Source organism: Georgenia satyanarayanai, assembly GCF_900116375.1.
Lineage (GTDB): Bacteria > Actinomycetota > Actinomycetes > Actinomycetales > Actinomycetaceae > Oceanitalea > Oceanitalea nanhaiensis.
The window spans coordinates 221,076-245,312 of record NZ_UETB01000002.1 but is presented as its reverse complement, the minus strand read 5'-3'; the positions used below and the strand labels follow the sequence as shown (position 1 = coordinate 245,312).

General features: G+C 72.8%; 30 protein-coding genes. All 30 read left to right on the top strand.

What is annotated here, in order from left to right:
• Positions 1–44 precede the first annotated feature (44 nt).
• The 30 genes from fliD (at position 45) to DSZ44_RS18205 (ending at position 24,073) form a co-directional block, all read left to right on the top strand.
• The gene (fliD, locus tag DSZ44_RS05310; protein WP_110851561.1) at positions 45–1,391 is read left to right on the top strand and encodes a flagellar filament capping protein FliD; all 1,347 of its coding nucleotides are present in this window, start codon (positions 45–47) and stop codon (positions 1,389–1,391) included.
• A 9-nt stretch (positions 1,392–1,400) separates the two neighbouring features.
• Entirely contained in the window at positions 1,401–1,805 is a 405-nt protein-coding gene (fliS, locus tag DSZ44_RS05305; protein ID WP_110851560.1) for a flagellar export chaperone FliS, read from the top strand.
• On the top strand, positions 1,805–2,131 hold the full coding sequence (locus DSZ44_RS05300) for a hypothetical protein (RefSeq protein ID WP_110851559.1): 327 nt from the start codon (positions 1,805–1,807) through the stop codon (positions 2,129–2,131). Before fliS ends, DSZ44_RS05300 begins: the two co-directional genes overlap by 1 nt.
• A gap of 322 nt (positions 2,132–2,453) precedes the next feature.
• Positions 2,454–2,798, top strand: a complete 345-nt coding sequence (locus DSZ44_RS05295; protein ID WP_110851558.1) for a flagellar basal body rod protein FlgB — start codon at positions 2,454–2,456, stop codon at positions 2,796–2,798.
• Positions 2,798–3,196: a flagellar basal body rod protein FlgC gene (locus DSZ44_RS05290; RefSeq protein WP_110851557.1), complete on the top strand. Its 399-nt coding sequence runs from the start codon at positions 2,798–2,800 to the stop codon at positions 3,194–3,196. The genes DSZ44_RS05295 and DSZ44_RS05290 overlap by 1 nt, the downstream gene beginning before the upstream one ends.
• On the top strand, positions 3,196–3,507 hold the full coding sequence (gene fliE / locus DSZ44_RS05285; protein WP_110851556.1) for a flagellar hook-basal body complex protein FliE: 312 nt from the start codon (positions 3,196–3,198) through the stop codon (positions 3,505–3,507). Before DSZ44_RS05290 ends, fliE begins: the two co-directional genes overlap by 1 nt.
• Positions 3,507–5,066, top strand: a complete 1,560-nt coding sequence (gene fliF / locus DSZ44_RS05280) for a flagellar basal-body MS-ring/collar protein FliF (protein ID WP_110851555.1) — start codon at positions 3,507–3,509, stop codon at positions 5,064–5,066. The genes fliE and fliF overlap by 1 nt, the downstream gene beginning before the upstream one ends.
• Entirely contained in the window at positions 5,063–6,070 is a 1,008-nt protein-coding gene (gene fliG / locus DSZ44_RS05275; RefSeq protein ID WP_220035097.1) for a flagellar motor switch protein FliG, read from the top strand. The genes fliF and fliG overlap by 4 nt, the downstream gene beginning before the upstream one ends.
• A complete protein-coding gene (locus tag DSZ44_RS05270) occupies positions 6,060–6,683 on the top strand; it encodes a FliH/SctL family protein (protein ID WP_110851553.1) in 624 nt (207 codons plus the stop codon). Before fliG ends, DSZ44_RS05270 begins: the two co-directional genes overlap by 11 nt.
• Positions 6,680–8,023, top strand: coding sequence for a FliI/YscN family ATPase (locus tag DSZ44_RS05265; RefSeq protein ID WP_110851552.1), 1,344 nt, complete (start codon positions 6,680–6,682; stop codon positions 8,021–8,023). Before DSZ44_RS05270 ends, DSZ44_RS05265 begins: the two co-directional genes overlap by 4 nt.
• Positions 8,020–8,448, top strand: a complete 429-nt coding sequence (locus DSZ44_RS05260; protein WP_110851551.1) for a flagellar FliJ family protein — start codon at positions 8,020–8,022, stop codon at positions 8,446–8,448. The genes DSZ44_RS05265 and DSZ44_RS05260 overlap by 4 nt, the downstream gene beginning before the upstream one ends.
• A complete protein-coding gene (locus DSZ44_RS05255; RefSeq protein ID WP_258369246.1) occupies positions 8,445–9,059 on the top strand; it encodes a C40 family peptidase in 615 nt (204 codons plus the stop codon). Before DSZ44_RS05260 ends, DSZ44_RS05255 begins: the two co-directional genes overlap by 4 nt.
• Positions 9,059–10,387, top strand: coding sequence for a flagellar hook-length control protein FliK (locus tag DSZ44_RS18210; RefSeq protein ID WP_181424539.1), 1,329 nt, complete (start codon positions 9,059–9,061; stop codon positions 10,385–10,387). Before DSZ44_RS05255 ends, DSZ44_RS18210 begins: the two co-directional genes overlap by 1 nt.
• A gap of 11 nt (positions 10,388–10,398) precedes the next feature.
• A complete protein-coding gene (locus DSZ44_RS05240) occupies positions 10,399–10,863 on the top strand; it encodes a flagellar hook capping FlgD N-terminal domain-containing protein (RefSeq protein ID WP_110851549.1) in 465 nt (154 codons plus the stop codon).
• 18 nt (positions 10,864–10,881) lie between these two features.
• Complete coding sequence (locus DSZ44_RS05235) at positions 10,882–12,084, top strand: flagellar hook protein FlgE (RefSeq protein WP_110851548.1); 1,203 nt, start codon at positions 10,882–10,884, stop codon at positions 12,082–12,084.
• A 101-nt stretch (positions 12,085–12,185) separates the two neighbouring features.
• Entirely contained in the window at positions 12,186–12,455 is a 270-nt protein-coding gene (locus DSZ44_RS05230; RefSeq protein WP_110851547.1) for a flagellar FlbD family protein, read from the top strand.
• Complete coding sequence (locus tag DSZ44_RS05225; RefSeq protein ID WP_110851546.1) at positions 12,455–13,234, top strand: motility protein A; 780 nt, start codon at positions 12,455–12,457, stop codon at positions 13,232–13,234. The genes DSZ44_RS05230 and DSZ44_RS05225 overlap by 1 nt, the downstream gene beginning before the upstream one ends.
• Positions 13,231–14,067, top strand: coding sequence for an OmpA/MotB family protein (locus DSZ44_RS05220; protein ID WP_258369244.1), 837 nt, complete (start codon positions 13,231–13,233; stop codon positions 14,065–14,067). The genes DSZ44_RS05225 and DSZ44_RS05220 overlap by 4 nt, the downstream gene beginning before the upstream one ends.
• 1 nt (position 14,068) lies before the next feature.
• On the top strand, positions 14,069–14,557 hold the full coding sequence (locus tag DSZ44_RS05215; protein ID WP_110851545.1) for a flagellar basal body-associated FliL family protein: 489 nt from the start codon (positions 14,069–14,071) through the stop codon (positions 14,555–14,557).
• Between the two features lie 79 nt (positions 14,558–14,636).
• Positions 14,637–15,548, top strand: coding sequence for a flagellar motor switch protein FliM (locus DSZ44_RS05210; protein ID WP_181424538.1), 912 nt, complete (start codon positions 14,637–14,639; stop codon positions 15,546–15,548).
• Positions 15,545–16,225 carry a flagellar motor switch protein FliN gene (gene fliN, locus DSZ44_RS05205; RefSeq protein ID WP_110851543.1) on the top strand — a complete coding sequence of 227 codons (681 nt, stop codon included), beginning with the start codon at positions 15,545–15,547 and terminating at the stop codon, positions 16,223–16,225. Before DSZ44_RS05210 ends, fliN begins: the two co-directional genes overlap by 4 nt.
• Positions 16,222–16,623, top strand: a complete 402-nt coding sequence (locus DSZ44_RS05200; protein WP_110851542.1) for a FliO/MopB family protein — start codon at positions 16,222–16,224, stop codon at positions 16,621–16,623. The genes fliN and DSZ44_RS05200 overlap by 4 nt, the downstream gene beginning before the upstream one ends.
• A complete protein-coding gene (fliP, locus tag DSZ44_RS05195) occupies positions 16,620–17,435 on the top strand; it encodes a flagellar type III secretion system pore protein FliP (RefSeq protein ID WP_110851541.1) in 816 nt (271 codons plus the stop codon). The genes DSZ44_RS05200 and fliP overlap by 4 nt, the downstream gene beginning before the upstream one ends.
• Positions 17,435–17,707 (top strand): flagellar biosynthetic protein FliQ, encoded by a 273-nt coding sequence (locus DSZ44_RS05190; RefSeq protein ID WP_110851540.1) that lies wholly within the window; start codon positions 17,435–17,437, stop codon positions 17,705–17,707. The genes fliP and DSZ44_RS05190 overlap by 1 nt, the downstream gene beginning before the upstream one ends.
• Positions 17,708–17,710: 3 nt before the next feature.
• Positions 17,711–18,460, top strand: coding sequence for a flagellar biosynthetic protein FliR (locus DSZ44_RS05185; RefSeq protein WP_110851539.1), 750 nt, complete (start codon positions 17,711–17,713; stop codon positions 18,458–18,460).
• A complete protein-coding gene (locus tag DSZ44_RS05180) occupies positions 18,457–19,557 on the top strand; it encodes an EscU/YscU/HrcU family type III secretion system export apparatus switch protein (RefSeq protein WP_110851538.1) in 1,101 nt (366 codons plus the stop codon). Before DSZ44_RS05185 ends, DSZ44_RS05180 begins: the two co-directional genes overlap by 4 nt.
• Entirely contained in the window at positions 19,554–21,611 is a 2,058-nt protein-coding gene (locus DSZ44_RS05175; RefSeq protein WP_110851537.1) for a flagellar biosynthesis protein FlhA, read from the top strand. The genes DSZ44_RS05180 and DSZ44_RS05175 overlap by 4 nt, the downstream gene beginning before the upstream one ends.
• Positions 21,601–21,927: a hypothetical protein gene (locus tag DSZ44_RS05170; RefSeq protein WP_110851536.1), complete on the top strand. Its 327-nt coding sequence runs from the start codon at positions 21,601–21,603 to the stop codon at positions 21,925–21,927. Before DSZ44_RS05175 ends, DSZ44_RS05170 begins: the two co-directional genes overlap by 11 nt.
• Positions 21,928–21,937: 10 nt before the next feature.
• Positions 21,938–22,177 carry a carbon storage regulator CsrA gene (csrA, locus tag DSZ44_RS05165; protein WP_110851535.1) on the top strand — a complete coding sequence of 80 codons (240 nt, stop codon included), beginning with the start codon at positions 21,938–21,940 and terminating at the stop codon, positions 22,175–22,177.
• Positions 22,178–22,414: 237 nt separating this feature from the next.
• Positions 22,415–24,073: a methyl-accepting chemotaxis protein gene (locus DSZ44_RS18205; protein ID WP_110851534.1), complete on the top strand. Its 1,659-nt coding sequence runs from the start codon at positions 22,415–22,417 to the stop codon at positions 24,071–24,073.
• Positions 24,074–24,237 lie beyond the last annotated feature (164 nt).

Below are 24,237 nucleotides of genomic sequence, written 5' to 3'. Positions count from 1 at the left end.
GCCGCCGGCCGCATGCCCACCACACACGCACGGGAGGTCGCCGGATGACGATCGGCATCGACGGCATGGCCAGCGGTCTGGACACGACCGCCATCATCGACGGTCTGGTCAAGATCCAGGCGAACCAGCAGGTCCTGCTCAAGAACAAGTCGACGGTCGCCTCCACGCTGGTCCAGGCCCTCCAGGGGCTCAACAGCAGGGTGGCCTCCCTCGCCACGGCAGCCACCAAGGTCGCGGATCCCGCGTCCTGGGCGGTCACCAAGGCCTCGTCGTCGTCCGACACCGTCACCGTCGCCGGCTCCGAGTCCGCCAGGGCCGGCACCGTCGCACTCGAGGTCACCCAGCTCGCCTCCGGCCAGGTCTCGCTCCTCGACCCCACGAAGCTCCAGGCGGTCTTCACGCTCGGCACCGGTGGACAGACCTACGACATCACGCCGTCCTCGCCGAACCCGGAAGACGTCGCCGCCGCGATCAACGCGCTGGCCGACAAGACCGGCATCACTGCGACGCGGGTCCGTACCGGCGGGACCGACTCCAGCCCCACCTACAGCCTGCAGCTCACCGGGAAGACCGGTGAGGCCAACAGCTTCACCGTGCACGCCGGCACCGACACGTCCGTACCGGCCCTCGCCTCGGCCGACAACGCCATCGCCACGGCCAAGGACGCCACGATCGCGATGTGGCCGGGCTCGTCCGGCAGCTATGAGCTGAGCAGCGCGACCAACACCTTCACCGACGTCCTCGAGGGCGTCGACCTCACCGTCAGCACGGTGTCCTCGGACCCCGTGACGATCACCGTCACGACCGACGCCGACGCCCAGCGCAAGCTCGCCGACGAGCTCGTCGCCAACGTGTCCGTCGTGCTGTCCGAGATCGCCTCCCGCACGCGCACGACGACGGAGACCGACAGCTCCGGCAACACCGTCGTCACCGGCGGCCTGTTCTCCGGTGACTCCGCCATCCGCTTCCTCACCAACGACATCCAGGCGGCGATGACCAACCCGGTGAACGGGCGGTCCCCGGCCGCGGTCGGCATCACCATGGACCGCTACGGCGCGGTCACTCTCGACAAGGTGACCTTCGACAAGGCGATGGCGGAGGACCCCAAGGCGACGATGGAGACGATCCAGGCCCTCGCGACGCGGGTGGGCGAGGTGGCGGAACGCGCGTCCGACAAGACCGAGGGCTCCCTCACCGGGAAGATCACCTCCCAGGAGTCAGTCGTCCGGGACCTGGGGACCCAGATCGCCAAGTGGGACGAGCGGCTCAGCGCCCGGCGCGCGCAGCTCGTCGCGCAGTTCAGCTCGATGGAGGTCCGGCTCTCGCAGCTCAACTCCACGCAGAGCTGGCTGACCAACCAGATCGCCGGCCTCAACGCCAGCAAGCAGTAGGAGACATCGATGAACCAGGCTGCCCTGCTCGCCAAGTTCCGCCGAGAGTCGCTGTCCACCGCGTCCCCGGCGCAGCTTCTCACGATGCTCTACGACCGGCTGCTCCTCGACCTCGACCGAGCTGTCGTCGCCCTCGAGTCCGGCGATCGCGCCGCAGTCAACGAGCAGCTCGGGCACGCCCAGCAGATCATCCACGAGCTGCGCTGCAGCCTGGACGTCGACGCCTGGGACGGAGGTCCGCAGCTCCTGGAGATCTACAACTACCTCTACGCGGAGCTCGTCACCGCCAACGTCGCGCACGACGCCGCCAAGGTCACCGCCTGCCGCGCGCTCATCGTCCCTCTCCGCGACGCCTGGCACCAGGCTGCTGCCATGCCCGGTACCGCCACCGCCGCCGCCGTCGCCGTCGGCTGATGGACGTCACCGCCGTGGCGCCGGACGCCTTCCGTGCCCGCTGGGAGGCCGCGCTCACCGAGCTCGAGCTCGACGTCGCCGAGACCGAGGCGATGCTCGCGGGGGACCACGTCGCCCGGCCCGCCTCGCCCTGGACCCCGCCGTCCGACCTCGGGCCGCTGCCCGAGCCGCTGCGCGCGCGTGCCGAGCTGCTCCTCGAGCGTCAGGCGGAGGTTGCCCAGCGGCTGAGCGAGGCGCTCGTCCTCAGCCGACGCCAGGCGCGGCTCACCGAGGTGCTCAGGGCCGGCGGGCCCCGCCGCCCGGTCTACCTCGACGCCGCCGGCTGACCAGCGTCCGACAAGCACCGTGTGTCTTTTCGGGTTCTCATAGGACCCGAAAGACACACGGTGTTCTGGCATGCCCGCGGGCGGGCACGACAGGAGCGCCGACCGCCGGTGTCCCGGGGGCAGCGGGAGGCACCGGCCGTCGGCGTCCGGGGGCGTGCCCAGTCAGCCAGAGAGTCCGGTCGCGCTCAATGGGGAGAACTCCCCATCAATCCCTCACACGTCCCCGACGGCTGCCGATCAGGGATGGGTGAGCACGGATAGCTCGCCACCAGGCCACGGATCGGCCGCACGTACCGCAGTTTCACTAAGGGGTTAGACCCACGTGTTCGATTCAGTGACCTCCGTGGCGATGAAGAGCGCCCTCGACGCGCTCTCGCTGCGCCAGCGAGTCATCGCCGACAACATCGCCAACGTCAACACCCCCGGCTTCCTCGCCGGGCGGGTGCAGTTCGAGGACGCCCTCGCCAACGCGGTCCGTACCGGCCGCGACGCCGGCGTCGAGGCGAGCGTCGACCGCTCCCTCGAGCCGACGCGCGAGAACGGCAACAACGTCAACCTCGACACCGAGACGCTGGCGAACATCGACGCGAACCTGCGCTACCAGGTGGCGACCCGCTCCATCGACGGCGGGTTCACCGCCATCCGTACCGCACTCAGGAGCGCCTGATGACCTTCGACGCCATCGGCATCGCCTCGACCGGCATGACCGTCCACCGCAAGTGGCTGGACGCCGTCAGCGACAACCTCGCCAACGCCAACAACGCCAGCCCGACCGACGGCGCCGCCTTCCAGGCCCGCTACGTCGTCGCCACCGCGATGAGCTACGGCGAGCCCGCCGGCGCGCAGGTGGCCGGCATCGAGCTCGGCAACGCCGAGGGCCGCATGGTCCACGAGCCCGACCACCCCCTCGCCGACGAGGAGGGGTACGTGCGCTACCCCGACGTCGACATGTCCAGCCAGATGACCCAGCTCATCATGGCCCAGCGCGGCTACCAGGCCAGCGCGGCGGTCGTGGACCGAGCCCGGGAGAGCTACCAGTCCGCACTTCAGATCGGGAAAAACTGATGTCCGTCCCCGCGATCGAAGCCCTCACCAGCGTCGCGCCCACCGGCTACCTCGACGGCCTCGAGGCCGTCGACCCGGCCGCGAGCGACGGCAGCGCCTTCGGCTCTGCGCTCGCCTCGGCCATCGACGGCGTCAGCCAGAAGCAGGAGGTCTCCTCCGACCTCGCGCTCAAGGCCGTCACCGGTGACCTCGAGGACGTCCACGACTACACGATCGCCGCCACCGAGGCCGCGGTCGCCCTGGAGCTCACCGTCGCGCTGCGCAACAAGGCTGTCGACGCGTTCAACGAGATCATGCGGATGCAGGCCTGATGCCCGCCGCCGTCACCGGCGCGTTCGCGCGCCTGAAGGAGCGGGTGGGGGAGTTCAGCCTCCCCCAGAAGACGCTCGCCCTCATCGGGATCGCCGCCCTCGTCCTGGGCATCGTCGTCGCCACGTCGTGGGCCAACCGGCCGACGATGAGCCCGCTGTTCAGCGGCCTCTCCGGCGAGGACGCCTCCGCCGTCGTCGACCAGCTCACGGCCGCCGGCGTCACCTACGAGCTCACCGACGGCGGCGCCACGGTCCTCGTGCCCGCCGAGTCGGTCTACGACCAGCGCATCGCGCTCGCCGCCGAGGGGCTGCCCACCGAGGAGGGTGGTTACAGCCTCCTCGACGACATGGGCATGACGAGCTCGGACTTCCAGCAGCAGGTCAGCTACCAGCGCGCCCTCGAGGGCGAGCTCGCCAAGACGGTGCGCGCGCTCGACGGCGTGTCCACCGCGACGGTCCACCTCGCCCTGCCCGAGGAGAGCGTCTTCACCGAGACCGCCCCCGAGCCCACCGCCTCCGTCTTCGTCCAGGCGGAGACGGGCAAGACGATCGACTCCGGCTCCGTGCAGGCGGTCGTCAACCTCGTCTCCTCCGCCGTCGCGGGAATGGACCCGCTCAACGTGTCGGTCATCGACGCCGAGGGCGCCGTCCTCACCGCCTCCCCGGGCGGTGGCGGGCCCGACGGCGCCACCGAGTACGAGGAACGCGTCGCCGGACAGGTGCAGACCATGCTCAACCGGGTGGTCGGCGCCGGCAACGCCGTCGTGTCGGTCAACGCCGAGCTCGGCCGCGACCAGACCCAGCGCACGAGCGAGACCTTCACTCCCGCGGACGGCACCCCGCCGCTGAGCGAGTCCCGCAGCACCGAGGAGTACGAGGGCGGCGGCCAGGCCGTCGGCGGCGTGCTCGGCCCGGACAACATCGCCGTGCCCAACGGTGGGGAGGCCGGCACCTACACCCGCGAGGACGCGACGACGAACAACGCCGTCAACAAGGTCACCGAGCTGACGACCGTCAACCCCGGTGGTGTCACCCGCCAGTCCGTGTCCGTCGTCGTCGACTCCGTCGCCGCCGCCGGCATCACCGTCGAGGAGCTCGAGGACATCGTCGCCGTGGCGGCGGGCGTCGACGTGGCGCGTGGTGACCAGGTGGCCGTCGCGCAGATGGCCTTCGACACCTCGACGGCCGACGCCGCCCAGCAGGCGCTCGACGCCCAGGCGGACGCCGAGGCCGCTGCCGCTGCCGCGGCCCAGCGCGACGCCCTCATCCGCGGCGGGATCATCGCCGTCGTCCTCCTCGTCGTCCTCCTCGCCGTCCTGCGCCGCGCACGACGCGGTCGGGACCGTGAGGACATCGACCTCGGCGAGCTCGAGGTCAGCCAGCTGCCCGAGCCCGAGCCCCTCGAGCCGGACACCAGCTTCCTCGAGCCCGCCCCGGAGGTGCGCGCCATCGAGCCCGACGCCACCGAGGCAGCCCGCCTGGGCGTCGTCGCCATGGCCGACGAGGACCCGAGCGCGGTCGCCGACCGGCTGCGCCAGTGGATGGCGGTCAAGCAGTGAACCTCACCAGCCCGCAGAAGGCCGCCGTCGTGCTGCTCCAGCTCGGCCACGAGCGCGCCACCAAGGTGCTCGCCCTGCTCGAGGAGCAGGAGGTCGAGGAGATCTCCGCCGAGATCGCGCGGATGGAGACGGTGCCCTCCGCCATCGCCGACCAGGTCCTCGTCGAGTTCTACGACCAGGCCAACGGCGGCGCGCCCGTCGCCGGCCACGGGGGCCTCGAGTACGCCCAGCGCCTCCTCGAGGACTCCCTCGGCGCCGAGCGCGCCAGCCTCGTCATGGGTCGGCTCACCACCCTGCTGGCCGGCCAGCCCTTCGACTTCCTCCAGCAGGCCGAGCCCCGTCAGGTCCTGTCCCTCATCAACGGCGAGCACCCCCAGACCATGGCCGTGGTCCTCGCCCACCTGCGCCCCGAGCGGGCCTCGGCCATCATGGCCGGCCTCCCGCCGGCCGAGCGTGCCGACGTCGCGATGCGCATCGGCACGATGGAGCAGGCGAGCCCGGACGCCGTGATGACCATCGCCGACAGCCTCCAGCGGCGCGCCGGCCACGTGCTGACCGCCGGTGAGCCGACGACGGCGGTGGGCGGCATCCAGCCCCTCGTCGAGATCCTCAACCGCGCCGACCCGAGCACCGAGAAGCAGATCCTCGAGGAGCTCGGCCAGCGCGACGAGGCCCTCGCCGAGCAGGTCCGCAGCCTCATGTTCACCTTCGAGGACGTCATCCACCTCGACGACCGCGCCGTCCAGCTCGTCCTGCGCCAGACCGACACGAGCGGTCTCGCGCTCGCGCTCAAGGGCACCTCCGCGGAGCTCACCGAGAAGATCAAGCGCAACCTCTCCGAGCGCGCCCGCCTGGACCTCGTCGACGAGATGGAGATCGCCGGTGCGGTGCGCGTCTCGGAGGTCCACGACGCCCGCGGCGCCATCGTCAAGGTCATCCGCACGCTCGAGGAGTCCGGCCAGATCGTCGTGCGCCGGGACGCGGAGGACGAGTATGTCTCTTGAGGTCACCCAGGGTCCCGTGTTCACCCCGCTCCACGCCTCCCGGCCCGAGGCGGCGTCCGTGGCGGCCGGCTACTCCAGCGGGTACACCGCCGGCTGGTCCGCCGGTGCCCGGGCCGCCGCCCAGGACGCCGAGGAGCAGCGCCGCCGTGCCGCCGAGGAGCTGGCCGTCCGCGCCCAGCAGGCCGCGACCGCGGCCCAGGAGGCACTGAGCGTGCTGGCCCGGGCAGCCGAGGCCGCCCGCCACCGCGCCGCCCCCGTCCTCAGCGAGGCCCAGGGTGCGCTGACCCGCGCTGCCGTCGACCTCGCCGAGACCGTGCTGGGTGCCGAGCTCGGCGACGGCGACGCCTCCGCGCGGTCCGCGCTGCGCCGCGCGCTGTCGGTGCGCGACGAAGGCCTGGTCCGCGTCCGCCTCAACCCCGAGGACCTCGCCCACCTCACGGCGACCCTCGACTCCCTCCCGGCCGAGCTGGGCCTCCCCGCCGGCGTCGAGCTCGTCGCGGACCCCGCCCTCGGGCGCGGGGACGCGGTGAGCGAGCTCGAGGAGGGCTACCTCGACGCGCGCGTCGGTGCCGCTGTCTCCCGCGTCCGCGACGCCCTGGAGGTCACGGAGTGACCGTCCAGCTCGCCACGCCCACCGCCCGGCCCGCCGGACGCTGGCAGCGCGCCCTCACCGTCGCCCGCCCCCAGCGGGTGGGTGTGGTCCGCTCCGTCGTCGGGCTCACCGTCGAGGTGACCGGCCTGCCCCTCGCCGTCGGGGACCTCGTCGACATCGACGCCGGCGGCTGGACCGTGGGCGCCGAGGTCGTCGGCCTGGGCCGTGACTCCAGCCGCTGCATGCCGCTCGGACCGGTCGACGGGTTGCGCATCGGCGCCCCCGCCCGCTCCACCGGCCACCCGCTCACCATCGGCGTGGGCCAGGGGCTGCTCGGGCGCGTGCTCGACGGCCTGGGCCGGCCCATCGACGGCAAGGGTCCGCTGCGCGTGGAGGACTCCGTGCCCGTCACCGCGCAGGCCCCCTCCGCCCTCGAGCGTGCCCGCGTCGACCAGCCGCTGTCCCTCGGCGTGCGGGTCCTCGACACGCTCGTCACCGCCGGCCGCGGCCAGCGGCTGGGCCTCTTCGCCGGCTCCGGCGTGGGCAAGTCCTCCCTGCTGTCGATGATCGCCCGCGGCACCGACGCGACCGTCAACGTCATCGCTCTCGTCGGCGAGCGCGGCCGCGAGGTCCGCGAGTTCCTCGAGGACGACCTCGGCCCCGAGGGGCTGGCCCGCTCCGTCGTCGTCGTCGCGACGTCGGACGAGCCGCCGGTGGTCCGTCTGCGGGCCGCGTTCACCGCCACCCGCGTGGCCGAGTACTTCCGCGACCAGGGCACCGACGTCGTCCTCATGATGGACTCCCTCACCCGCGCCGCCATGGCCCAGCGCGAGATCGGCCTCTCCGTCGGTGAGCCGCCCGCCACCCGCGGCTACCCGCCGTCGACCTTCTCGATGCTCGCCCAGCTCCTCGAGCGCGCGGGGACCGGCTCGACCGGTTCCGTGACCGGCATCTACACCGTCCTCGTCGACGGCGACGACCACAACGAGCCGATCGCCGACGCCGCCCGCTCCATCCTCGACGGCCACGTCGTCCTGGACCGCAAGCTCGCCGTCACCGGCCACTTCCCCAGCGTGGACGCGATCGCCTCCATCTCGCGCGTCGCCTCCCGGGTGACGACGGCGGAGCAGCGGGCCGCGGCCACCGCCCTGCGCTCGGTCCTGGCGGCCCGCCGCCAGGCGCAGGACCTCATCGATGTCGGCGCCTACGTCGCCGGCTCCAACCCCCGGGTCGACGCCGCGGTCGCACATGCCGACGCGATCGACGCCTTCCTCCGCCAGGACGTCGCCGACACGGTCGACGCGGAGCAGTCCTGGGGCCACCTGAGCGCGCTCGTCGCGGGAATGGGAGTGATGTCATGAGGCCGTTCCGGCTGCAGAGCGTGGCCCGGCTGCGCCAGATGGAGGAGGACCGCGCGACGGCCGCCCTCGTGCAGCGCCGCGAGTTCCGACGGACCGCCGACTCCCGCACCGCCCAGGCGCTGGCTGCTCTCGACACCGCGCACCTGCCCACCGAGGTGGACGTCCTCAGCTGGCAGGCCGCCGTCGCCGCACGCGCCGCGGCCAGCGCGTCGGCCGTCGAGGCCGCGACCGTGGCCGAGCTCGCGCAGGCCGACGAGCAGACAGCGCAGGGGGAGTGGTCGGCGGCCCGCCGCCGCAGCACGACCATCGCCAAGCTCGCCGAGCGCCACCGCCTGGCCGAGCAGGACGAGGAGAACCACGCTGAGCAGGTCACGCTCGACGAGGTCGCCTCCCAGCGCATGCGCTCCCGGGAGGCCACCCGATGAGCATCGCCGCCGTGCAGGCCCGGATGGTCGAGCTGCAGAGCGCCATCAGCGCCGTCAGCCAGCCGCCCGCCACGCCCGCGACCACCCGGCCCGCCACCGACTTCGGCGGCGCGCTCGCGGCCGCGCTCACCAGCGAGACCACCACCGGCGTCTCCGCCTCGTCCGTCGCCTCGGCCCTCACGGGCGGGACGACGACGGCGGCCGCCCCCGCTGCCGCGGCCGGTGGCGTCGCGACCACAGCCGCGCCCGGCACGGGTGCCGCCCTCGTGGAGTCGGCCAAGAAGTACCTCGGCGTGCCCTACGTGTGGGGCGGGGAGAGCCTGTCCGAGGGTGGTCTGGACTGCTCCGGGCTCGTCCAGCTCGCGATGAAGGACCTCGGTGTGGACGTGCCCCGCGTGGCCCGCGACCAGATGAAGATCGGCACCGAGGTGCCCTCGATCGACCAGGCACGGCCCGGTGACCTCGTCGTCACCCGCGGCGGCGGCCACATCGGCATCTACGCCGGTGACAACAAGTGGATCCACGCCCCCTACCCGGGGGAGAAGGTCAAGCTCGCCGAGATGACGACTCCGCCCACGACCATCCGCCGCGTCCTGCCGACGGGGGCCTGATGAGCATCGCCATTCCCACCGCGCCCGCTCCGGCCCCGGCGGCCACCGGCCGTCCCGCGGCCGGCCGCAGCGGCAGCGGCGACGCCTTCGCCGCCAGCCTCGCGGCGGCGACCCTGCCCGACGACGCGGCTGGTGCCGACGCGCCCGGCGTCGAGCCCGCCACGGCGGTGCCGGGGGAGAGCAGCGAGGGCACCGAGGGCGCCGAGAGCACCTCGCTCCCGGTGCTCCCCGGGTGGACGGTCGGGACGGCGCAGGCCGAGGGCAGCACCGACAGTGTCGCCACCGCCACCGCCACCGCCACCGCCACCGCCGTGCCGGGGGCCACGACGGCCCCCACGGTCCCGGTGACTGCGACCGAGGCCCTCACCACCCAGGTGCCCGCCGGTGAGACTGCCGCACCTGCCGCACCTGCCGCTCCTGCCGCTCCTGCCGCTCCTGCCGCTCCTGCCGCTCCTGCCGCACCTGCCGCACCTGCCGCACCGGCCGATCCTGCCGCGCCTGCTGCACCCGCCACCGCCTCGGCCGCAGCCCCGGCAGCCGTCGAGGCCGTCGAGTCCGCTTCCGGCCCGCGCCCCGCGCACGGCGCCACCCCGGCCGTCCCCGGAGAGGTGCGCGCCATCGGCACCCTCCTGACGGACCCCCAGCCCTCAGCGGGCGCGGCGCAGGTGACCTCCGGCCCTCCCGCCGTCGTCGCCGCGCCCGCCGAGCCCGTGGCAGTCGCGTCCACGCCGACCGCCGTGCCGACTGCCGTCGCACCGGCCGCGGTCGTGCCGCCCGCGGCCGGCGAACAGCCGCGGACGGCGCCCGAGGGGCCCACGCTCGCCGTCGAGGGCACCCTCCGGGTCGACCAGCCGGCGCGGACGGAGGGGGGCACCCGTGCCGAGCAGCCCGCCGCGCCCGCGCCTGCTGCCCCGCCGCAGCAGCCGCTCGGCACGCAGCTGGCCTCTGCCCTGTCCCGCCTGCGCACGGCACCCGAGGGGCACCACACCCTTCATGTGCGCGTCGACCCCGAGGACCTCGGGCCCGTCCGGGTCTCGGCCCACATCGGCGCCGACGGCGTGCGCATCGAGCTGCACGGCATGACCGACGCCGCCAAGGACGCCCTGCGCGGGGCCCTGCACGACCTGCGCCGTGAGCTGGCCGCCACCGGCCTGCGGGCCGAGCTCGACCTCGGGTCCGAGAGTGACCAGCGCAACCCCGCCGAGCGACCCGCCGCCCCCGCGCGGGACGGCGAGCGTCTCGCCGCCGCCACCGCCACCGCCACGGCCGACCCGGCCCCCGCCCCCACCACGCCCGTCCGCCACGGCGGCCTGGACCTCCTCGCCTAAGGAGCACGACCATGCCCATCGACCCCGTCTCCGCGGGCTACACCCCGACCCCGACCAGCCCGGCCGCGTCCGCGCCGGCGGCGAGCGGCCTGAAGAAGGACGACTTCCTCCAGCTGCTCGTCACCTCCCTGCGCTACCAGGACCCCTCCGAGCCGCTCTCCACGAGCGAGCTCATGGCCCAGACGACCCAGCTGTCGACGATGGAGCAGCTCACCGAGCTCACCACGCTCACGCAGGAGGCCTTCCACCTGCAGATGCGCAGCTCGGCGACCGAGCTCGTCGGCAAGGACGTCAGCTACCTCGACGGTGACGGCGTGCGCCACAGCGGCGTGGTCAGTGCCGTCGACTTCTCCAGCACCCCTCCCGGCGCCGTCATCGGCGACGCCGTCGTCCCGATGAACCTGCTCGCCACGGTCGGTGCCCTGCCGTCCGCCACCCCGCCCGCCGGCGGGACCCCCACCGACCCCGCTGCCTGACCCGAAGGACACCAGACCATGCTTCGCTCACTCTTCTCCGGCATCTCCAGCCTCCGCTCCCACCAGACGATGCTCGACGTCACCGGCAACAACATCGCCAACGCGAACACCACGGGCTTCAAGGCCTCCCAGACGCGCTTCGAGGACACCCTGTCCCAGATGCTCAACGCGCCGGGCGCCCCGCAGGCCGACAACGGCGGCACCAACCCGGCGCAGGTGGGCCTCGGTGTGCGCGTGGCCGGGATCAGCACGAACTTCACGCCCGGCGCCGCCCAGCAGACCGGCCGCAGCCTCGACATGATGCTCAACGGTGACGGGTTCTTCGTCGTCAGCTCGGGCGGCGAGCAGCTCTACACCCGCGCCGGGGCCTTCACCCTCGACGGCCTGGGCCGGCTCGTCACCTCCTCCGGCGCCCAGGTCATGGGCTGGGCGGCTGACGCCGACGGCGTCGTCAACGCGAACGGACCGCTGTCCAACCTCTCGCTGCCCGTGTCGACGACGATGGGCGCCCGTGCGACGAGCACCGTCACCTTCACGGGCAACCTGCCCTCCGACGCGGAGGTCGGCACGAGCCTGCTGCGCAGCATCGACGTCCACGCCGCCGACGGCGCCGCCACCTCTCTCGACGTGCGCTACACCCTGCGCGCCAGCACGCCCGGCGCGACATGGGACGTCCAGGTCATGGACGGCGACACCGAGCTCGGTACCGGCAGCATCGCCTTCGACGCCCGGGGCGGCCTGCAGGACGTCACGGTCCCGCGCGTGACCGTCGCCGGCGCTCCGATGGACCTCGACATGAGCGGGCTCACCGGGTTCGCCTCCCTCACCACCGTGGAGGCCGCGAGCCAGGACGGTCAGGGCGCCGGCGTCCTGCAGTCCTTCTCGATGAACGCCGACGGCACCCTCATGGGCTCCTTCTCCAACGGCCTCAAGCGGGCCGTCGGCATGGTCGCCGTGGGTAGCTTCGCCAACGCCGAGGGCCTGGAGAAGGTCGGCGGCTCGATGCTGCGCGCCAGCGTCAACTCCGGTGACGTGGCGGTGGGCGCCGCCGGCGACGGCGGCCGGGGCACGCTGACCGGTGGCGCGCTGGAGATGTCGAACGTCGACCTCTCCCAGGAGTTCACCAACCTCATCATCGCCCAGCGCGGCTTCCAGGCCGGCTCCCGCATCATCACCACCTCCGACGAGCTCCTCCAGGAGCTCGTCAACCTCAAGCGCTGACGTCCGACGGGCCCGGACCCCTCAAGGTCCGGGCCCGGTGGCCGATAGGCAGTGTGCAGGGCTCATGGATGGGCCCGAAGTAACCAGGATGGAACCGACCCGTGATCACCGTGACCCGTCTGACCGGACAACCGTTCGCGATCAACCCTGATCTCATCGAACGGATCGAGTGCACTCCCGACACGATCCTCGTGCTGATGGACGGCACGCGCTACCTCGTGGCGGAGACGATGCCGGACGTCGTCGCGATGGTCCAGGAGTACCGCGCCGGAGTCATCTCCCGTGCGCTGCAGCCGGCGGAGCAGCCCCCCGCGGCCCGCCCCGAGCTGCGTCCCGTCGTTCCCCTGCCGACTCGACCCCAGGGAGAATGATGGATCCGGCAACTCTTCTCGGGCTCGCCATCGCGTTCGGTGGCGTGTTCGTGCTCATGAGCGCCGAGGGCGTCCACCTCTCGGCCATCCTCCTGCCCGGCCCGCTGGCGATCGTGTTCGTCGGCAGTCTCGGCGCCGGGATCGCCGGCGGCGCGCTGCGCGACGCCGTGCACGCCTTCAAGACGCTGCCCAAGGCCTTCACCGCCAAGGCGCCCAAGCGCGGGGCCACCATCGCCGCCGTCGTCACCCTGTCCGACCGGGCCCGACGCGAGGGCCTGCTGGCCCTGGAGGACGCGGCTCAGGACGTCGAGGACGAGTTCCTCCGCGACGGGCTGATGGCCGCCATCGACGGCGCGGACCCCGAGGACCTGCGCACCATGCTCGAGGACCGCATCGACACCAAGCGCGCCCAGGACCGCGTCGCCTCCGGCTTCTTCAACTCCCTGGGCGGGTACGCGCCGACCATCGGGATCATCGGCACGGTCATCTCGCTGGTGCACGTGCTCGAGAACCTCTCCGACCCCAGCCACCTGGGCCCGATGATCGCGGCGGCCTTCGTCGCGACGCTGTGGGGCATCCTCTCCGCGAACCTCATCTTCCTGCCGATCGGCAGCCGCCTCAAGCGCATCTCGGACCTCGAGTGCGCCCAGATGGAGATCAGCCTCGAGGGGCTCCTCGCCCTCCAGGCGGGCGCCAACCCGCGCACCGTCGGTGAGCGCCTGCGCAGCATGGTCCCGGCCAGTGAGCTGGTCGACGACGACGCCGGGCAGGCGGCGTGAGCTCGCGCCGCCGCCGGGGCGGCCACGAGGAGGAAGAGGAGGAGAACTCCGAGCGCTGGACCGTGAGCTACATGGACATGGTCACGGTGATGATGTGCCTCTTCATCGTCCTGTTCGCCATCAGCCAGGTCGACCAGGTGAAGTTCAACGAGCTGCGGGAGTCCCTCGCCGCCGGTTTCGGGGACGCGTCCGCCTCCGTCTCCGTCGTCGACGGCTCGAGCGGAGTGCTCGACGGCGCGGACACCCCGTCGGTCGACGTCGCCCCGGTCGACGGCGCGGCCGGCATCTCCCCGCTGGACGGCAACCCCCAGCAGCTGGCGCAGGCGGAGGCCCGAAACCTCGACGCGGTCCGCGAGAGCATCCGCACCGAGCTGGAGAGGGCAGGGCTGGAGGACGAGGTCCGCTTCGCGATCACCGAGCGCGGCCTCGTCATCGGCCTCGTCAGCGAGAACACCTTCTTCTCCCCGGCGAGCGCGGCCATGCCGCGTACGTCTCTCGAGGTCGTCGACACGATCGCCGCGACCCTGCGGCCGCTGGACAACGACATCCTCCTCGAGGGCCACGCCAACCCGCTGCCCTACACCGAGCCCTACGAGACCAACTGGGAGCTCTCCGCGGACCGCGCCACCAAGGTGCTGCGCCGGATGGTCGAGCACGAGGGGATCGCCCCCACCCGGGTGCGCGCCATCGGCTACGGCGACGCCTACCCGGCGGCGGAGGGCCCCGACGCCCTCGACCTCAACCGGCGCGTCGACGTCGTCGTCCTGAGCAACGAGCCCGAGACGGTCCGCACCCTGCTGCCCGAGGCCGCACACGACATGGAAGGAGCCTGACATGGCCGAGAAGCGCGTGATCGGGGCCCAGTCCCGCAAGATCGGAGGTGGGCAGGCCGCTGCGGCGCCCGCACCTCCGGAGCCGGAGGCAGCCCCCCGCCGGGGGCGCGGCCGGCTGCTCATCGTCCTGGCGGCCGTCCTCGCCGTCCTCGCCGCCGGGGCCTTCGTCTTCCTCCGCCCCACCGAACCGGCCGTGCCCGCGGAGCCCGAGGTGGGTGACACGGTCACCATCGAGCCACGGAACATCAACCTCGCCGACGGCCACTACCTGCGGCTCGGCTTCGCGATCGAGCTCGTCGCGGAGGTCGAGGAGGTCGCGACGGCGCACGCGACGGACATCGCCATCGCCCTGTTCACCGGCCGGACCATCGCCGAGGTCAACGACCCCGAGCGGCGCGAGGAGCTGAAGTCCGAGCTGTCGGAGCGGCTCGTCGAGGCCTACGACGGAGAGGTGCTCACGGTCTACTTCACCGACTTCGTCACGCAGTGACACCCCGCGCGCCCGGCGGCTGACGCCGGGCGCGCGGTGACTCCTCAACATCGGCTGGGCGCCGCCGATGGGGACATACGTGACGGTTCCCCACTCTCCCCACGCCGACGGTACGGTCGTCTACGACTTCCGCCGGCCGATGACACTGGCGCGCGAGCACGCGCGCACCCTCGAGGTCGCGCTCGGCACCTTCGCGCGCCAGTGGTCCAACCAGCTGATGGCGCGCCTGCGTGTGCCCACCCAGGTGTCCCTCGACACGGTGAGCCTGAGCACGTACGACGACTACGTCAGCGGCCTGCCCTCGCTCACGACGCTCGTCGTGTGCGCCGTCGGCCCCAACCGGCGCCCGGCCATCATGCAGTTCCCGCTGGAGACCGCGCTCACCTGGGTCGACCAGATGCTCGGCGGCCCCGGGAAGCCCGGCGCCGTCCCCACCCGGGAGCTCACCGAGATCGAGCAGGCGCTCCTCGGTGACCTCATGCTCCGTGTGCTGGGCGACCTCAACTACGCCTTCGAGGGGATCATCCCCATCGACGTGCAGCTGCGTCACATCCAGCACTCCCCGCAGGTCCTCCAGCTGATGACGGCGACGACGACCGTCATCTCCGCGCGCTTCGACATCTCCGCCGGTGAGCAGCACGCCACGGCGTCCCTCATGGCCCCGGCCGAGGGCATCATCGCGGCGCTGCGCGAGAGCAACGCCCCCGACCAGCGCAGTGCCGCGCAGGAGGTCGCCGAGCAGCAGCAGCGCGAGCTCCTCGACCGCGCCGTGCAGAACGCGCCCGTCGAGGTCGCCGTCCGTCTGGCCGCCGTGCCCGTCCACCCCAGGGAGGTCGTCCACCTCGCCGTGGGCGACCTCCTCCCGCTTCACCACCCCCGTACCCAGCCCATGGACGTCGTGGTCGGTGACCGCGTCCTCGCCCAGGCCGTCGCAGGGACCAACGGCTCCCGCCTCGCCGGGCTGGTAGTCAACGTCAAGGAGAACTCATGAGCACCACCACCGTCGACACCCACGCCGTCGCCGAGGAGCTCGCGCGGCTGCTGCCCTCGTCGCAGCCGCTCGTCGCCCGCCCCGCCGAGGCCGGTGAGCGCCCGGCCCCCGAGGCCGTCGCGGTCGTCGCCAGCTTCGTCGGGCAGGGCAGCGCCGAGCTCGTCGTCGTCGCCGAGGAGGCCGTCGCGGAGGCGATGGCCGGCGCTGCGGCGCTGACCCTCGCCGAGGCGCTGCGTCCCGCCCTCGAGGCCGCCTCCCAGCAGCTCGGCGCGGGCGTGCTCAGCGCCGCCGAGGAGCGCCCCGCCGGGGACGCGCTCACCGGTCGTGACGTCCAGCTCTTCGCCCTCACCTCGGGCAGCGGTGTCCAGGCCTGGTTCGGGATCCGCACCGTCTCCACCGTCGCCCCGGTGAGCAGCGCCCCGCTCACGCCGGGCAGCATGCGCGTCCTGTACGACGTCGAGCTCACGCTCACCACCGAGATCGGCCGCACCCGTATGCCGCTGCGTGACGTCCTGGCCCTCACCCCCGGGACCGTCCTCGAGCTCGACCGGGCCGCCGGCAGCCCCGCCGACGTCATGGTCAACGGCCGCCTCGTCGCCCGCGGTGACGTCGTCGTCGTGGACGAGGACTACGCGGTGCGCATCACCGAGATCGTGTCGGAGACCGCGGCCCAGTGAGCGACACGCTCGAGCTCGCGCTGCGGGTCACGGTCTCGCTGGGACTCGTCCTCGCGCTGCTGTGGTTCCTCGCCCGGCGGATGGGCGCCGGTGGGGGCGCCGTCCGTCGGCTGCCGATCACCGTCCTCGGCCGGCAGAACCTCGGACGCCGTTCCGGCATCACCGTCGTCGACGTCGCCGGGCGGACCCTCGTCCTCGGTGTCAGCGACACCGAGGTCCGCCTCCTCACCGAGCTCGAGTCCGCCCCCTTCGTCCTCGAGGACGACGGCGTCCAGGGCCCGGAGTCCTCCGTGCCCGCGCCGATCTCCACCCCGCCCTCCGCCCTCGGCGGCTCCGTCCTGTCCCCGACGGCGTGGCGCACCTCGTGGCAGGTCCTGCGCAGCCGGGTGCGCCGATGAGCGCCGCGGTCTCCCGCCCCCGCGCGGCCTGGCTGCCGCGGGTCCTGGCGGTCCTCGTCCTCGTCGCGGCCGCGCTCGTCCTCGGCACCTCCCTCGCGCACGGCGCCCCGCTGCCGCCCGACGACCCCACCGCGCCGGCAGAGCCGACCGAGCCGGGCCTGGGCATCGACGTCGACGTCGCCGGGAGCACCCCCTCCACGTCGATCATCGCGCTCCTCGCGCTCACCCTGCTCGGTGTCGCGCCGTCGCTGCTCCTCATGATGACGAGCTTCACGAAGATCTTCGTCGTGCTCGCCCTCACCAGGAACGCGCTGGGGCTCCAGGGCGTGCCCCCCAACCAGGTGCTCGCCGGGCTCGCGCTGTTCCTCTCGATCTTCATCATGTCCCCCGTGCTGGGTGACGTGAACGGCGCCGCGGTCCAGCCCTACCTCGACGGGCAGATCGACTTCGCCGCCGCCCTCGAGGCGGCCCAGGTGCCGCTGCGGGAGTTCATGGTCGGCCTCACCCGGGAGGAGGACCTCGCGCTGCTCACGCGCGCCGCGGACATGCCCAACCCGGAGAGCGCCGAGACCGTGCCCATGCAGACGCTCATCCCCGCGTTCATGCTCTCCGAGCTGCGCGCCGCCTTCATCATCGGCTTCGTCGTCTTCGTGCCCTTCCTCGTCATCGACCTCGTCGTCGCCTCCGCGCTCATGGCGATGGGCATGATGATGCTGCCGCCCTCGATGATCTCGCTGCCCTTCAAGATCCTGCTGTTCGTCCTCGTCGACGGCTGGGGCCTCATCATCACGCAGCTGGTGGGGAGCTACTAGTGGACACCGCAGGCGTCATCGACATCGCCACCCTCGCGCTCGGGCTGGCCGCCAAGCTCGCCGCCCCGCTCCTCGTCACCGCGCTCGTCGTCGGCTTCGCCGTCTCCCTCCTCCAGTCGGTCACCCAGATCCAGGAGATCACCCTGAGCTTCGTGCCCAAGGCGATCGGCGTCGCCGTCGCGATCGTCGTGTGCGGCAACTGGATGATCTCCGAGCTGGTCGTCACCACCCACGAGCTCTTCGACCGGATCCCCGGTCTGCTGGGCGGCTGAGGCGTGGACGCGGCACTCGTGGTGCTCCCCGTCATCCTCGCGGCCGTGCGGGTGACCGTCTTCCTCGTCATCGCCCCGCCCTTCAACCACCGGGCGATCCCCGGGACCGTCAAGGCGATGCTCGGGGTGGGGCTGGCCCTGGCGCTCGCCTCCTCCATGACCGTGCCGGTCGAGGTGACCGCCGCGACGCTCATCGCGATGGCGCTGTCGGAGGCCGTCACCGGCGCCGGGCTCGGCGTCCTCGTCTCGCTCGTCTTCTCGGCGGTCCAGTCCGCCGGGCGCCTCATCGACATGCTCGGCGGCTTCGAGCTCGGCCAGGCGCTGGACCCCATGACGATGACCAGCAGCGGCCCCTTCGGCCGCTTCTACCAGCTCATCGCCGTCGTCCTCCTCTTCGTCTCCGACGGCTACCAGCTCGTCGTCGGTGGGCTGGCCCGCAGCTTCGACGCGCTGCCCCTCGGCGCCATGCTGGATCTCGGCGCCCTCGCCGGTCAGCTCACCGAGGGCGTGAGCCAGCTCTTCCTCGCCGCCATCCAGGTCGCCGGGCCGCTCATCGCCGTCCTCTTCCTCGCCGACGTCGGACTGGGCCTGCTCACCCGCGTCGCCCCGGCCCTCAACGCCTTCGCCCTCGGCTTCCCGCTCAAGATCCTCATCACCCTCACGCTCGGCTCGATCACGCTCGCGGCGCTGCCCGGCGTCGTCGACTGGCTCACCGACCAGGCCATCCGTGGCATCGGGGAGGTCGTGCGATGAGCAAGACCGCCGGTGAGAAGAGCGAGAAGGCCACTCCGGAACGGATGAAGAAGGCCCGCAAGGACGGGAGCCTGGGCAAGTCCCAGGACCTCACCGCGTGGGTCGTCGTCGGGGCGGGCGTCCTCACCATGCCCATGGTCGTCGCGCGCGGGTCGGACGCCGCCGCAGGTCACGTGCTCGGGCTGCGCGAGGTCATCGCGGCGCCGGAGCCGGCCCTCGCCGTGCGCGCGCTGGGGGAGGGGCTGCTCAGCGCCATCATGGCCGTCGCGCCGCTCCTCGCCGTCGCCGCGCTCGCGGCCGTCGCCGCGGGCGTCGCGCAGGGCGGGGTGCACATCTCCACCAAGAAGCTCAAGCCCCGCTTCGAGCAGTTCAACCTCGCCAAGGGGGCCAAGCGGCTCTTCGGCCCGCAGGCGTGGTGGCAGGGCGTCAAGGCGTTCCTCAAGACGCTCGTCGTCGGCGCCGTCCTGTACTCCGCCGTCGTCGGCCTCATCCCGATCGTCGCGCAGTCCGGCCAGCTGTCGGTCATGCAGATCCTCGGCGAGGTCGGCTCCCGGATCCAGACCCTCCTCACGTGGGGCGTGGCCGCTGGCCTGGCGCTCGCCGCCGTCGACCTCCTCGTGGTCATGCGCCGCAACCGCAAGACCACGCGCATGTCCAAGCAGGAGGTCAAGGACGAGCACAAGCGCTCCGAGGGCGACCCGATGATCAAGGGCCAGCGCCTGGCCAAGGCCCGCGCGATGAGCCGCAACCGCATGCTCGCCGCCGTGGCCGACGCCGACGTCGTCGTCGTCAACCCCACGCACGTCGCCGTCGCGCTGCGCTACGAGCCCGGCAAGGGCGCCCCACGCGTCGTCGCCAAGGGCCAGGGCCACCTGGCCGCCAAGATCCGTGAACGCGCGGCCCAGCACCGGGTCGCCGTCGTCCAGGACATCACGCTGGCCCGCACGCTCAACGCGATGTGCGAGGTCGGCCACGAGGTCCCCGACTACCTCTACGAGGCCGTCGCACGCGTCCTCGCCTTCGTCATGTCCCTGCGCCGTCGTGGCGCCGCCACCGGGACCCACCGCATGCCCCAGTCCAGGAAGGACAGCCGATGAAGAACGGCAAGGTCACCCAGTTCGCCGCCCCGGCCGCCGTCGTCGGGATCATCATGCTGCTCGTCATCCCGCTGCCGGCGCCGCTGCTCGACCTCCTCATCGCGGTCAACATCATGGGCGCGATGCTCGTGCTGCTCACGACGATGTACATCAAGAAGTCCCTCGACTTCTCGATCTTCCCGGCGCTCGTGCTCGTCATGACGCTGTTCCGGCTCGGACTCAACGTCGCCTCCACCCGCCTCGTGCTGCGTGACGGCTACGCGGGTGAGGTCATCAACGCCTTCGGGCACATCATCGTCGGCGGCTCGATCGTCATCGGCCTGGTCATCTTCCTCATCCTCGTCGTCATCCAGTTCGTCGTCATCACCAACGGCGCCGGGCGCGCGGCGGAGGTCGGGGCACGGTTCACCCTCGACGCCATGCCCGGCAAGCAGATGGCTATCGACGCCGACCTCAACGCCGGCGCCATCGACGACGACGAGGCCCGCCGCCGCCGCGCGGAGGTGGCCTCCGAGGCCGACTTCTACGGCGCGATGGACGGCTCCGCGAAGTTCGTCAAGGGCGACGCGATCGCCGGCATCATCACCACGGTCATCAACCTCGTCGGCGGGTTCGTCATCGGCATGGTCCAGCTCGGCATGAGCGCCGGCGAGGCCATCGAGACCTACTCCCTCCTCACCGTCGGTGACGGCCTCGTCACCCAGATCCCCGCCCTCCTCATGTCGGTGGCCACCGGCCTGGTCGTCACGCGGGCGACGTCGGACTCCGACATGGGCACGATGGCCACCTCCCAGCTCGCCCAGTCGCGCACGGCCCTGATGATCGCCGGGGGCGCTGCCGTGGTCCTCGCGCTCGTGCCCGGCATCCCCAAGATCCCCTTCATCCTCGTCGGTGCGGCCCTGCTCCTCCTCGCCCAGCGGATCAAGGCCAAGGAGACGGAGGTCGCCGACGCCGAGACCGCCACCGAGACCGCCGCGGCGCTGCAGCCCGTTGCGGAGACGCCCGAGGCGCTCATCGAGCAGATGCGCGTCCACGCGCTCGAGGTGCTGCTCGCCCCCGACCTCGTCGACATGGTCGGCGGGTCGGCCGACCAGGACCTGCTCGGGCGGGTCCGGGCGCTGCGCCGCAAGACCGCCCTGGAGATGGGGTACGTGCTGCCCCCGGTGCGCACCCGGGACTCGGTCGACCTGCCCGCCGGCACCTACGCCATCCGGCTCTCCGGAGTCGAGGTCGCGCGCGGCACGGCACCGCGCGGGCGCGTCCTCGCCCTCGGCGAGGGCCTCGAGGGGCTGCCCGGCAGCACCGTCGTCGAACCGGTCTTCGGCCTGCCCGGCAAGTGGATCCCCACCGAGCTGCGGCACAGCGCCGAGATGGCCGGGGCTACGGTGGTCGACCGCGTGTCCGTCCTCATCACCCACCTCTCCTCGGTGGCCTCCACCCACGCCGACCGGCTGCTCGGCCGCGAGGACGTGCGGGTGCTCGTCGAGGGGCTCAAGCAGACCAACCCCTCGGTGGTCGAGGAGCTTGTTCCCGCCGTGCTCAGCCTCGGTGAGGTGCAGCGGGTCCTCCAGGGGCTGCTCGCCGAGCAGGTGCCGATCCTCGACCTGGGCCGCATCCTCGAGGCGCTCACCCTGCGGGCGAAGGTCTCCACCGACGCGGAGGGACTCGTCGAGGCGGCGCGCCAGGCGGTCGCGGACGTCATCGTCGACCGGCAGCGCGAGGGCGGCGTGCTGCGCGTCCTCACCCTCGAGCCGGCCACCGAGCAGCTGCTCCTGGAGTCCCTGCGGCCGGGGGAGGGCGGCACGCAGATCTCGCTCGCGCCGGACCGGGTCGAGGGCCTGCTGGCCTCGCTCCGTGCCCAGGTGGAGACGCTCGAGGCGACCGGCCGCCAGGCGGTCCTCGTGTGCTCGCCGGCGATCCGCCCGGCGCTGCGCCGGGTGGCGGGACTGGCGGTCCCGCGCCTTCCCGTGCTGTCCTACACCGAGGTGACGGGCACGTCGCTGACCATCGAGACCGTGGGAGCCGTGGGTGTCGGACAGGCGATTGCTGCTTGACGGTCCCGACCTGACCGAGCTCCTCGCGCGCGCGGGGCAGCTCGGCGGCCGGGTGGTGCGCGCCCAACGGCTGCGCAAGGGCCTGCTCATGCGCCAGTGGTACGAGGTGACCGTGGCGGTGCCCGACCCGCAGGTCGCCCCGCCCACCCGGCTGGCGGCCCGTCGGGCACCCGCGCCGGCGCGGCCGGTGGCACCTCCCGCGGGCATCGGCGACCTGCTCGGCGCCGCCGAGGCGGCCGAGCGGATGGAGTCGGAGGCCAGCAGGGCGGCACGCGCGGCGGGCGCCAGGTCGGCCAAGAGCCAGCGCGGACGGTAAGGTCGAGCGCGTGCTGGTACTGAGCCGCAAGGTCGGCGAGCAGATCGTCATCGGCGAGGACATCGTCCTCACCGTCGTCGATGTGCGCGGCGACACGGTCCGGCTGGGCATCGCCGCCCCGCGGCACGTGACGGTCAACCGGGCCGAGGTGCTCCGCGCCGTCGAGGAGGCCAACCGCGACGCGGCCCGCGCAGGCGACGAGGACCTCGATGCACTCCGTTCCCTGCGCCCGCCCACGACCGAGGGCTGAGCGCCAGGCTGCCCGTCGGCCGAGCCGAGTGAGGTTGCCGGCAACCGCTCAACACCGGGCGTGTCCTGCCGAAGGTTCTTGGGTGTGCGCAGGAAGCGCACGAAGCGCTGCGTGGCACCGGCGAGATCGTCAGGACGGGCACTGGTCGACGATGGCCGGACCGGGTCGGTGAGGTCGCCGACGGCTTCCTGACGGGTTCTCGGTGGTGCCGGGCCGCCCGGACGCAAGGACACCCGCATGGTCGCGTTGGCTGCCGAACGCTCGAGCACTCCCCACGAGCACGCCTCCCGTCACCCCTCGGTGCCCGCGGCGCCGACGCCACGGCGGCGTCGCCGCTTCGCCGACACACGCATCGGCACCAAGTTCGCCGTGCTCGTCGGGGTGGTCGTCCTCTCCCTCGGCGGGCTCCTCACCGCGACGGTCGTCGGCAACGCCAGCGTCGAGCGCGCCAGCGCCCGGGTGGCCCTCGAGGAACGCATCCAGGAGAGCGTGCTGCTGCTCGACACCCGCGCCAGCGAGCTCAAGGTCAGCGCCTACATGGTGCTGGTTCGTGACGACCCCGAGGAGCAGGTCGTCGCGCTCGAGGAGGACACCGCCACGGTCGAGGAGCTCCTCGGTCGGCTGACGGCTCTGCCGCTCGAGGGGGCGCGTGCGGCGGAGGTGAGGGACCTGGAGACCGCCTTCCGCGAGTACCTCGCGACGACGGCGGCGTTCATCGACGACGCCATCGCCGACTCGGCGGGCACGGCATCACGCTGGGAGGAGATCCAGGCGGCCAACGCCCTGACCGACGACGCCGTGGCGGCCGTAGCCGACGGGGCCGCGGCCGACACGGCCGCCGCGGGGGAGGACCTCTCCGACGCGATGGTGACGGCACGGTCCGTCAGCCTCGCCGTCGCAGTTGTCGGTCTGGCCCTCGTCCTCGGTATCAGCTGGCTCACCCAACGCTCGGTGACCCGCCCCGTGGGCCGGATGCACACGGCGCTCCAGGCGATGGCGGCCGGGGACCTGACCGTGCGCGCGGGGGTCGACAGCGCCGACGAGGTCGGTCAGATGGCGCAGGCACTGGACACCGCACAGTCGAACCTCCGGGCGCTCGTCGGTGAGGTCTCCGGGACGGCGCAGGCGGTGGCAGCGGCCGCTGAGGAGCTGTCGGCCGGCGGGAGCCAGCTCGGCTCGACCTCGGAGGAGACCTCGACCCAGGCAGGTGTGGTGGCAGCCGCCGCCGGGCAGGTGTCGAGCAACGTGCAGACGGTCGCGGCTGGGGCCGAGCAGATGGGAGCCTCCATCCGGGAGATCGCGCAGAGCTCGAACGACGCGGCCCGGGTCGCCCACCAGGCGACCGGGGTGGCGGCGGCCACGAACGAGACGGTGGCCAAGCTGGGAGTGAGCTCCCAGGAGATCGGGGACGTCGTCAAGGTCATCACCTCGATCGCCGAGCAGACCAACCTGCTGGCGCTCAACGCCACGATCGAGGCCGCGCGCGCCGGCGAGGCCGGCAAGGGCTTCGCGGTGGTGGCCGGGGAGGTCAAGGACCTCGCTCAGGAGACGGCCAGGGCCACCGAGGACATCGCCCGGCGGGTGGCCGCGATCCAGGTCGACACCGCCGGCGCGGTGGACGCGATCGAGGACATCTCGCGCATCGTCGGACAGATCAACGACTACCAGCTCACCATCGCCTCGGCGGTGGAGGAGCAGACGGCGACGACCAACGAGATGGCGCGCAGCGTGACTGAGGCCGCGACGGGCTCCGGGGAGATCGCGACGAGCATCACGGGGGTGGCCACCGCCGCGGTGACGACGACCGAGGTCCTCGGCCAGCTCAACGGAGCGGCCGACGAGCTCGCCCGGATGTCAGCCGACCTGCAGGCCCGCGTCGCGCAGTTCACGCACTGAGCCGGAGACGTTCCTCGGGACGGACGTCTCACAACGGCGGCGCCCCTGCCGACGGGTGGGGTGTGCGCAGGATGCGCACGGCCGTCCCGCGTCACCGCGACTGCCCGGCGCCGTGGGCCGAGCCCACGGACCGCCGGTGCCCCCTGCAGGACGGCCACGGACCC

Coding starts and splice junctions, on each gene's coding strand:
- DSZ44_RS05175 (WP_110851537.1), top strand. CDS start 19,554: ATGAAGAACGGCAAGGTCACCCAGTTCGCCGCCCCGGCCGCCGTCGTC.
- DSZ44_RS05255 (WP_258369246.1), top strand. CDS start 8,445: ATGAGCATCGCCGCCGTGCAGGCCCGGATGGTCGAGCTGCAGAGCGCC.
- fliF (WP_110851555.1), top strand. CDS start 3,507: ATGCCCGCCGCCGTCACCGGCGCGTTCGCGCGCCTGAAGGAGCGGGTG.
- DSZ44_RS05225 (WP_110851546.1), top strand. CDS start 12,455: ATGGATCCGGCAACTCTTCTCGGGCTCGCCATCGCGTTCGGTGGCGTG.
- fliE (WP_110851556.1), top strand. CDS start 3,196: ATGTCCGTCCCCGCGATCGAAGCCCTCACCAGCGTCGCGCCCACCGGC.
- DSZ44_RS05290 (WP_110851557.1), top strand. CDS start 2,798: ATGACCTTCGACGCCATCGGCATCGCCTCGACCGGCATGACCGTCCAC.
- DSZ44_RS05215 (WP_110851545.1), top strand. CDS start 14,069: ATGGCCGAGAAGCGCGTGATCGGGGCCCAGTCCCGCAAGATCGGAGGT.
- DSZ44_RS05300 (WP_110851559.1), top strand. CDS start 1,805: ATGGACGTCACCGCCGTGGCGCCGGACGCCTTCCGTGCCCGCTGGGAG.
- fliN (WP_110851543.1), top strand. CDS start 15,545: ATGAGCACCACCACCGTCGACACCCACGCCGTCGCCGAGGAGCTCGCG.
- fliP (WP_110851541.1), top strand. CDS start 16,620: ATGAGCGCCGCGGTCTCCCGCCCCCGCGCGGCCTGGCTGCCGCGGGTC.
- fliD (WP_110851561.1), top strand. CDS start 45: ATGACGATCGGCATCGACGGCATGGCCAGCGGTCTGGACACGACCGCC.
- fliS (WP_110851560.1), top strand. CDS start 1,401: ATGAACCAGGCTGCCCTGCTCGCCAAGTTCCGCCGAGAGTCGCTGTCC.
- DSZ44_RS18210 (WP_181424539.1), top strand. CDS start 9,059: ATGAGCATCGCCATTCCCACCGCGCCCGCTCCGGCCCCGGCGGCCACC.
- DSZ44_RS05260 (WP_110851551.1), top strand. CDS start 8,020: ATGAGGCCGTTCCGGCTGCAGAGCGTGGCCCGGCTGCGCCAGATGGAG.
- DSZ44_RS05180 (WP_110851538.1), top strand. CDS start 18,457: ATGAGCAAGACCGCCGGTGAGAAGAGCGAGAAGGCCACTCCGGAACGG.
- DSZ44_RS05270 (WP_110851553.1), top strand. CDS start 6,060: ATGTCTCTTGAGGTCACCCAGGGTCCCGTGTTCACCCCGCTCCACGCC.
- DSZ44_RS18205 (WP_110851534.1), top strand. CDS start 22,415: ATGGTCGCGTTGGCTGCCGAACGCTCGAGCACTCCCCACGAGCACGCC.
- DSZ44_RS05240 (WP_110851549.1), top strand. CDS start 10,399: ATGCCCATCGACCCCGTCTCCGCGGGCTACACCCCGACCCCGACCAGC.
- DSZ44_RS05235 (WP_110851548.1), top strand. CDS start 10,882: ATGCTTCGCTCACTCTTCTCCGGCATCTCCAGCCTCCGCTCCCACCAG.